Genomic DNA, 5,967 nt, shown 5'->3' with positions numbered 1-5,967 from the left:
GCCCCACTCGTTGTCGTACCAGGCGACCACCTTGACGTGGCGGCCATCGACGCGGGTCAGGGCCGAGTCGAAGATCGACGAGGCCGGGTTGCCCGTGATGTCGGACGACACCAGAGCGTCCTCCGAGTACTCGAGCACCCCGGCGAGCGGACCCGCGGCCGCGGCGCGGTACGCCTCCAGCACGTCCTCGCGGGTCACGTCACGGGCGACGGTCGTGTTGAGTTCGACGATCGAACCCACCGGTACCGGCACCCGGATCGAGTCGCCCGACAGCTTTCCGTCCAGGTTCGGCAGCACCAGGCCGATCGCCTTGGCGGCGCCGGTCGTGGTCGGCACGATGTTGACGGCTGCCGCGCGGGCACGGCGGGCGTCGCGGTGCGGGCCGTCCTGCAGGTTCTGCTCCTGGGTGTAGGCGTGCACGGTCGTCATGAAGCCGTGCTCGATACCGGCGAGTTCGTCGAGGACCGCGGCCAGCGGCGCGAGCGCGTTGGTCGTGCAGGAGGCGTTCGAGACGATGGTGTGCGTGGCGGGGTCGTACGCGTCGTTGTTGACGCCGTACGCGAGGGTGACGTCGGCACCGTCCGCCGGAGCGCTGACGAGGACCTTCCGCGCCCCTGCGTCGAGGTGGGCGCGAGCGGCCCCGGCCGAGGTGAAGCGGCCGGTCGCCTCCAGCACGATGTCCACGCCGAGCTCGGCCCACGGCAGCCGCGCCGGCTCACGCTCGGCGAGCACCTTGATGCGACGGCCGTCCACGACGAGGGTGTCACCCTCGGCGGACACCGGGCGGCCCAGCCGGCCCGAGGTCGTGTCGAAGGCGAGCAGCCGTGCCAGAGTGGCCGGCTCGGTGAGGTCGTTGACCGCGACGATCTCCAGCTTGCTGTCGCGTTCGAGGAGCGCGCGCAGCACGTTGCGTCCGATGCGGCCGAATCCGTTGATGGCGATGCGAGTCATGGTTCTGTCCCTCGTCCCTGGTGCGGTGTGTCCGGTTCTCCTCCAGGTTCGCGCGCCCGGCGTGCCGGTGACAGCGGCTCGATCGCCATGGTCCGCAAGAATCGTGCCAGCGTGGCGGGGCCACGCCGGCGGGGTCCCGAACGTGCCTTCCGGGAGCTACTCGCCCCGCGCGAAGGTGTGCCGGTACTCGCTCGGGGTGGTGCCGAGGATGCGCTGGAAGTGCAGCCGCAGGTTCGCACCCGTGCCGAGCCCGGTGTCGGCGGCGATCTGCTCGACGCTCCGCTGCGAACGCTCCAGCAGCTCGCGGGCCATGTCGACACGGGCCCGCATCACCCACTGCATCGGCGTGTATCCGGTGTCCTCGACGAAGCGCCGGGAGAAGGTGCGCGAGGAGACCGCGGCGTGCCGGGCCAGCACGTCGAGGGTGAGCGGCTCACCGAGCCTGCGCAGCGCCCACTCGCGGGTGGAGGCGAACCGCTCGCCGAGGGACTCGGGCACACTGCGCGGCACGTACTGCGCCTGACCGCCACTGCGGTACGGGGCCGCGACCAGCCGCCGGGCCGCGTGGTTCGAGGCGGCCACCCCGAGGTCGCCGCGCAGGATGTGCAGGCACAGGTCGATGCCCGAAGCCGCGCCCGCCGAAGTCAGCACGCTGCCGTCGTCGACGAAGAGGACGTTCTCGTCGACCCGGACGAGCGGGTGCTTCGCCGCGAGCGCCCGGGTGTAGTGCCAGTGGGTCGTGGCCCGTTTGCCGTCGAGCAGCCCGGTGGCCGCGAGGGCGAAGGCTCCGGTCGAGATGGCGGCGAGCCGGGCGCCCCGGTCGTGGGCGGTGATCAGGGCGTCGATGACGGCGCGCGGCGGGTCGTCGCGGTCGGGGAAGCGGTAGCCGGGGACGAAGACGATGTCGGCCCAGGCGAGCGCGTCGAGCCCGTCGGCGACGTGGTACGAGAGCCCGTCGCCGCCGGTGACCAGCCCGGGGGCCGCGCCGCACACCCGTACCTCGTACGGCATGCTCGCGCGGGTCGTGAACACCTGTGCGGGGATGCCGACGTCGAGCGGCTTCGCGCCTTCGAGCACGAGTACGGCGACGTGGTGCGGGAGCGGTGAGGCGGACACGGGGGACAGGGTACGCGGGGCGCAGGGCGCGATCCGGGACCGGAGCCGGGCGTCCCCGCGCGGCTACCGGCTCCGGCTCCGCGCGGGTCCCTCGCAGGGGTGGAGTACGCGGCGAGGGGGCCTGGTTCCGCCGGACGGGGGCAGAAGTGGTCCAAGGTCCCGCGGACCGCGGGACGTGAACCGGTGTACCTCCCTCACTGCGAGGGAGTGGGATGGAGTGGAGATGTCCTCGTTGACGAGTGCCGCAGATGTGTCGGCCGCCCCCGCGTGGTTACACGTCGCGGTCATGGTGATCGCGGTCCTGGTGCTGCTGTACAGCCTTTCCAAGCGCAGGAGTTGACCGACTGCCCGAAGGCCGCGCCCGCCCCGTACGTTCGAGGGGAGGCACGCGGAGTCCGGGGGACCCGGCTCCCGGAGAGCGTCATTCGGCCGATCGCGCAGGGCCGCGGCCGTCCAGGACGGTCGTACGGAAGGACGCCACCACCGGCCGGAGATCGACCCGGTGCCACGCGGCCCACAGATGTACCGACGCCCGGTGCCACGGAAGTTCACGGACCGTGACTCCTTCGGTGCCACCGCGGACCATGCTCCGCTGGACGAGCGCCAGCCCCAGACCGGAGGCGACCAGCCCGAGGGCGGTCAGCGGCTCCGGAGCGCTGAGGCGGATGTCCGGGGTGAAGCCCGACGCCACGCAGTCGGCGACGAACCCGTCCCTGGTGGCCGGTTCGCCCGAACCCTCGACGGCGATCCAGGGCTGACCGTCCAGGTCCCGCGCGGTGATGTCCTCCCGGTCCGCCAGCGGGTGGCCCGCCGGCAGCGCGAGCAGCAGCGGGTCCTCCAGCAGCGGGGCGGCCGTCAGGTCGGGGTCGTCCTCGGCCGGGGGACGCGGCACGAGCGCGATGTCGAGGCTGCGCTGCCGCAACCCCACGAACTGCTCCTGGGGATCGAGGCTGTAGAGCGCCACATGAATGCCGGGCCGTTCCTCCTGGAGGGTGCGCAGCGCTGCCGGGAGGACACCGGTGTGCATGGCGTCGGAGACGTACCCGATGCACAGCCCGCCCTCCTCCCCGCGCCCGAGGCGCCTGCCCAGGTTCTCCAGCCGGTCCGCGTGCCGCAGCAGTGCGCGCGTCTCGCTGAGGAAGACCCGTCCGTCCGCGGTCAGCCGGATGCGTTGCTGGGTGCGCTCGAACAGGGTGAGGCCCAGGGTTTTCTCCAACTGGGCGATCTGCCGGCTGAGGGGCGACTGCGAGATGTGCAGTTCCTCGGCGGCGCGGCCGACGTGCTCGGCCTCGGCCACGGCCACGAAATAACGAAGTTGTCGCAGGTCGAGCATGTAAGACCTCGGGGGACTCAAGTCAGTCCAAGCGTGTCTTGGACAGTCTCAAGTATCGCTCCTAATGTCGGAGAAGTCAGACCGGCGGCCCGTCGCGGCTCTCACCGAGAACCCGTACGGAAGGACGCCACCCCTCACTCTCCGTAAGGAACCCCCCATGGGCATCGCCCCGCTCCTGTCCGCCCCGCTCGGCTTCGGAACCGCCCCGCTGGGCAACATGTTCCGCGCCATCCCCGACGAGGAGGCCGTCGGCACCGTCCAGGCCGCCTGGGACCACGGCATCCGCTACTTCGACACCGCCCCGTTCTACGGCGCCGGCCTCGCCGAGCTCCGCCTGGGCGAGGTGCTCGCCGCCCAGCCGCGGGACGCGTACGTCCTCAGCACCAAGGTCGGCCGGGTGATCCTGGACGAGGTCGAGGACCCCGCCGCCCGCCAGCTCGGCGAGAAGGGCGGGCTCTTCGAGCACGGCCGCCCCAACCGAATCGTCAACGACTACTCGGCCGACGCCACGATGCGCTCCATCGAGGACAGCCTGACGCGGCTGAAGACCGACCGGCTCGACATCGTCTGGGTCCACGACATCGCCCAGGACTTCTACGGCGACGAGTGGCTCGCCCAGTACGAGAGCGCCCGTACCGGCGCCTTCCGTACCCTGGACAAGCTTCGCGCCGAGGGTGTCATCAAGGCATGGGGCGTGGGCGTGAACAAGGTCGAGCCGCTGGAGCTCACCCTCGACCTGGACGAGCCGAAGCCCGACGCCTTCCTGCTGGCCGGCCGCTACACCCTCCTCGACCACGACCGCGCCCTGCAGCGCCTGCTGCCCGCCGCCGCCGAACAGAACGTCGACGTCGTCGTCGGTGGCCCCTACAGCTCGGGCATCCTCGCCGGCGGCACCCACTTCGAGTACCAGCAGGCACCGGCGGAGATCATCGCCAGGGTCGGGCGGATCAAGGCGCTGGCCCAGCGACACGGCGTCGGCATCAAGGCCGCCGCCCTGCAGTTCTCCCTCGCCCACCGGGCCACCGCGGCGGTCATACCCGGCGCCACCCGGCCCAGCCGCATCGCCGAGGACGTCGCCGCGCTCGGCGAGCGGATTCCGGCCGCCTTCTGGGCGGAGCTGCGCCAGGAGCGACTGATCGCCCCCGACGCGCCCGTACCGGCCGTCTGACCGACGGCTTCCCGTGCTCGTACCAACCGTCTGACCGACGGCTTCCCGTGCTCGTACCGGCCGTCTGACCGACGGCTTCCCGCGGCCGGCGGGTCTCCGCCTGCCGGCCGCCCTTCCCTGCCCTACCCGAGGAGAAATTCCATGGCCACGACCACCGCCTCCGTCCGCGTCCCCGCTTCGCCCGACCGCGTCTGGCAGCTCATCGGCGGATTCGACACCCTGCCCGACTGGCTGCCCTACATCCCGACGAGCGAACTCGGTGAGGGCGGCCGGGTGCGCACCCTCACCAACGAGGACGGCGGCGTGATCGTCGAGCGTCTCGAAGCCTTCGACGACAAGGCCCGCACGTACAGTTACTCGATCCTCCGCGCGCCGTTCCCGGTGACCGGCTACCTCTCCACCCTCGCGGTGTACTCCGACCCGGGCACGGAGGGCGCCCGGGTGGAATGGAGCGGCACCTTCACTCCCGAAGGGGTCGACGACGCCGAGGCGGTCGCCCTCTTCCACGGCATCTACACCGACGGCCTCGCCGCACTCGCGGCGACGCTGGCAGCCTGACCGAACTACCGGGGTCGACCTCGCGTCAGGGGCGGTCCGGGACAGGTCAGGGACGGTTGGTGAGATAACCGCCCATGGAGGTGAAGTACTGCGTCGCGGGCAGCTCCCGGCCGTCCTCGGTGCGAACCCGGGTGATGGCCAGGCCGTGATTGCGCCCGGTGCGCGCGTCGGCTCCGGCGACGATCACCACGCCCTCGCCCTCCCGGTAGAAGACGCGGCCCGGCGTGCCTCCGTACCGTGCCTCGGAGACGACGGCGGCGAGGACTTCGAGCCGCTTGCCCCGGTGGAAGGTGAAGGCGCTCGGGTACGGGTCGGACTGGGCGCGCACCAGCCGTTCGAGGTGCTCGGCCGGCCAGGCCCAGTCGATCCGGATGTCCTCGTCGGACCGCTTGTGGAAGAAACTCGCCTGCGAGCGGTCCTGCCGGGTGAACTCCGTCTGTCCGGAGGCGATGAGGTCCAGCGCGCCGGTGGTGACGGGGGCGATCAGGTCGACGGTCTTGTGGAAGAGGTCGGTGGCGGTGTCCGTCGGGCCGACCGGGACCGCCTCCTGCCGGACGATGTCGCCGGCGTCGAGCTCGTCGTTCATCATGTGCGCGGTGACGCCCACTTCGGATTCGCCGTTGATCAGCGCCCAGATCAGCGGGGAGAAGCCCGCGTACTTCGGCAGCAGCGAATCGTGGATGTTCAGCGTGCCGTGGCGCGGCAGCGCGAAGATGCGCGGGGGAATCCAGGTGCGCCAGTTGTTGGCCACGATGATGTCCGGCTCCGCCGCCTCGAGGCGCTGGAACAGCTCCTCGTCGTCGGGGCGGTTGCGGATCAGCACGGGAACGCCGTTCGCCTC

At 71.5% G+C, this 5,967-nt stretch carries 6 protein-coding genes; 2 read left to right on the top strand and 4 right to left on the bottom strand.

Features of this window, described 5'->3' with window-relative positions; translation table 11 throughout:
- The 3 genes from gap to ACFWEP_RS30330 form a co-directional block, all read right to left on the bottom strand.
- The coding region (gene gap / locus ACFWEP_RS30340; RefSeq protein WP_387374842.1) for a type I glyceraldehyde-3-phosphate dehydrogenase at positions 1-951 on the bottom strand (951 nt) is incomplete at its 3' end.
- A gap of 156 nt (positions 952-1,107) precedes the next feature.
- Positions 1,108-2,067 carry a GlxA family transcriptional regulator gene (locus ACFWEP_RS30335; RefSeq protein ID WP_387374841.1) on the bottom strand — a complete coding sequence of 320 codons (960 nt, stop codon included), beginning with the start codon at positions 2,065-2,067 and terminating at the stop codon, positions 1,108-1,110.
- Between the two features lie 421 nt (positions 2,068-2,488).
- Positions 2,489-3,400 (bottom strand): LysR substrate-binding domain-containing protein, encoded by a 912-nt coding sequence (locus tag ACFWEP_RS30330; RefSeq protein ID WP_387374838.1) that lies wholly within the window; start codon positions 3,398-3,400, stop codon positions 2,489-2,491.
- A gap of 157 nt (positions 3,401-3,557) precedes the next feature.
- Between ACFWEP_RS30330 and ACFWEP_RS30325 the strand changes: the two genes are divergently transcribed.
- Together ACFWEP_RS30325 and ACFWEP_RS30320 are read left to right on the top strand one after the other, a co-directional pair.
- Positions 3,558-4,568, top strand: a complete 1,011-nt coding sequence (locus tag ACFWEP_RS30325; RefSeq protein ID WP_387374836.1) for an aldo/keto reductase — start codon at positions 3,558-3,560, stop codon at positions 4,566-4,568.
- Positions 4,569-4,709: 141 nt separating this feature from the next.
- Positions 4,710-5,126 carry an SRPBCC family protein gene (locus tag ACFWEP_RS30320; protein WP_387374835.1) on the top strand — a complete coding sequence of 139 codons (417 nt, stop codon included), beginning with the start codon at positions 4,710-4,712 and terminating at the stop codon, positions 5,124-5,126.
- A 46-nt stretch (positions 5,127-5,172) separates the two neighbouring features.
- On the opposite strand, the gene ACFWEP_RS30315 is transcribed toward ACFWEP_RS30320, so the two are convergent.
- On the bottom strand, positions 5,173-5,967 hold a 795-nt coding region (locus tag ACFWEP_RS30315; RefSeq protein ID WP_387374833.1), incomplete at its 5' end, for a methionyl-tRNA formyltransferase.

The sequence above is a fragment of the Streptomyces sp. NPDC060198 genome (assembly GCF_042728415.1).
GTDB lineage: Bacteria > Actinomycetota > Actinomycetes > Streptomycetales > Streptomycetaceae > Streptomyces.
The sequence above is the reverse complement of the archived record's forward strand: the minus strand, read 5'-3'. Positions and strand labels throughout refer to the sequence as shown.

Coding starts and splice junctions, on each gene's coding strand:
- ACFWEP_RS30325 (WP_387374836.1), top strand. CDS start 3,558: ATGGGCATCGCCCCGCTCCTGTCCGCCCCGCTCGGCTTCGGAACCGCC.
- ACFWEP_RS30330 (WP_387374838.1), bottom strand. CDS start 3,400: ATGCTCGACCTGCGACAACTTCGTTATTTCGTGGCCGTGGCCGAGGCC.
- ACFWEP_RS30320 (WP_387374835.1), top strand. CDS start 4,710: ATGGCCACGACCACCGCCTCCGTCCGCGTCCCCGCTTCGCCCGACCGC.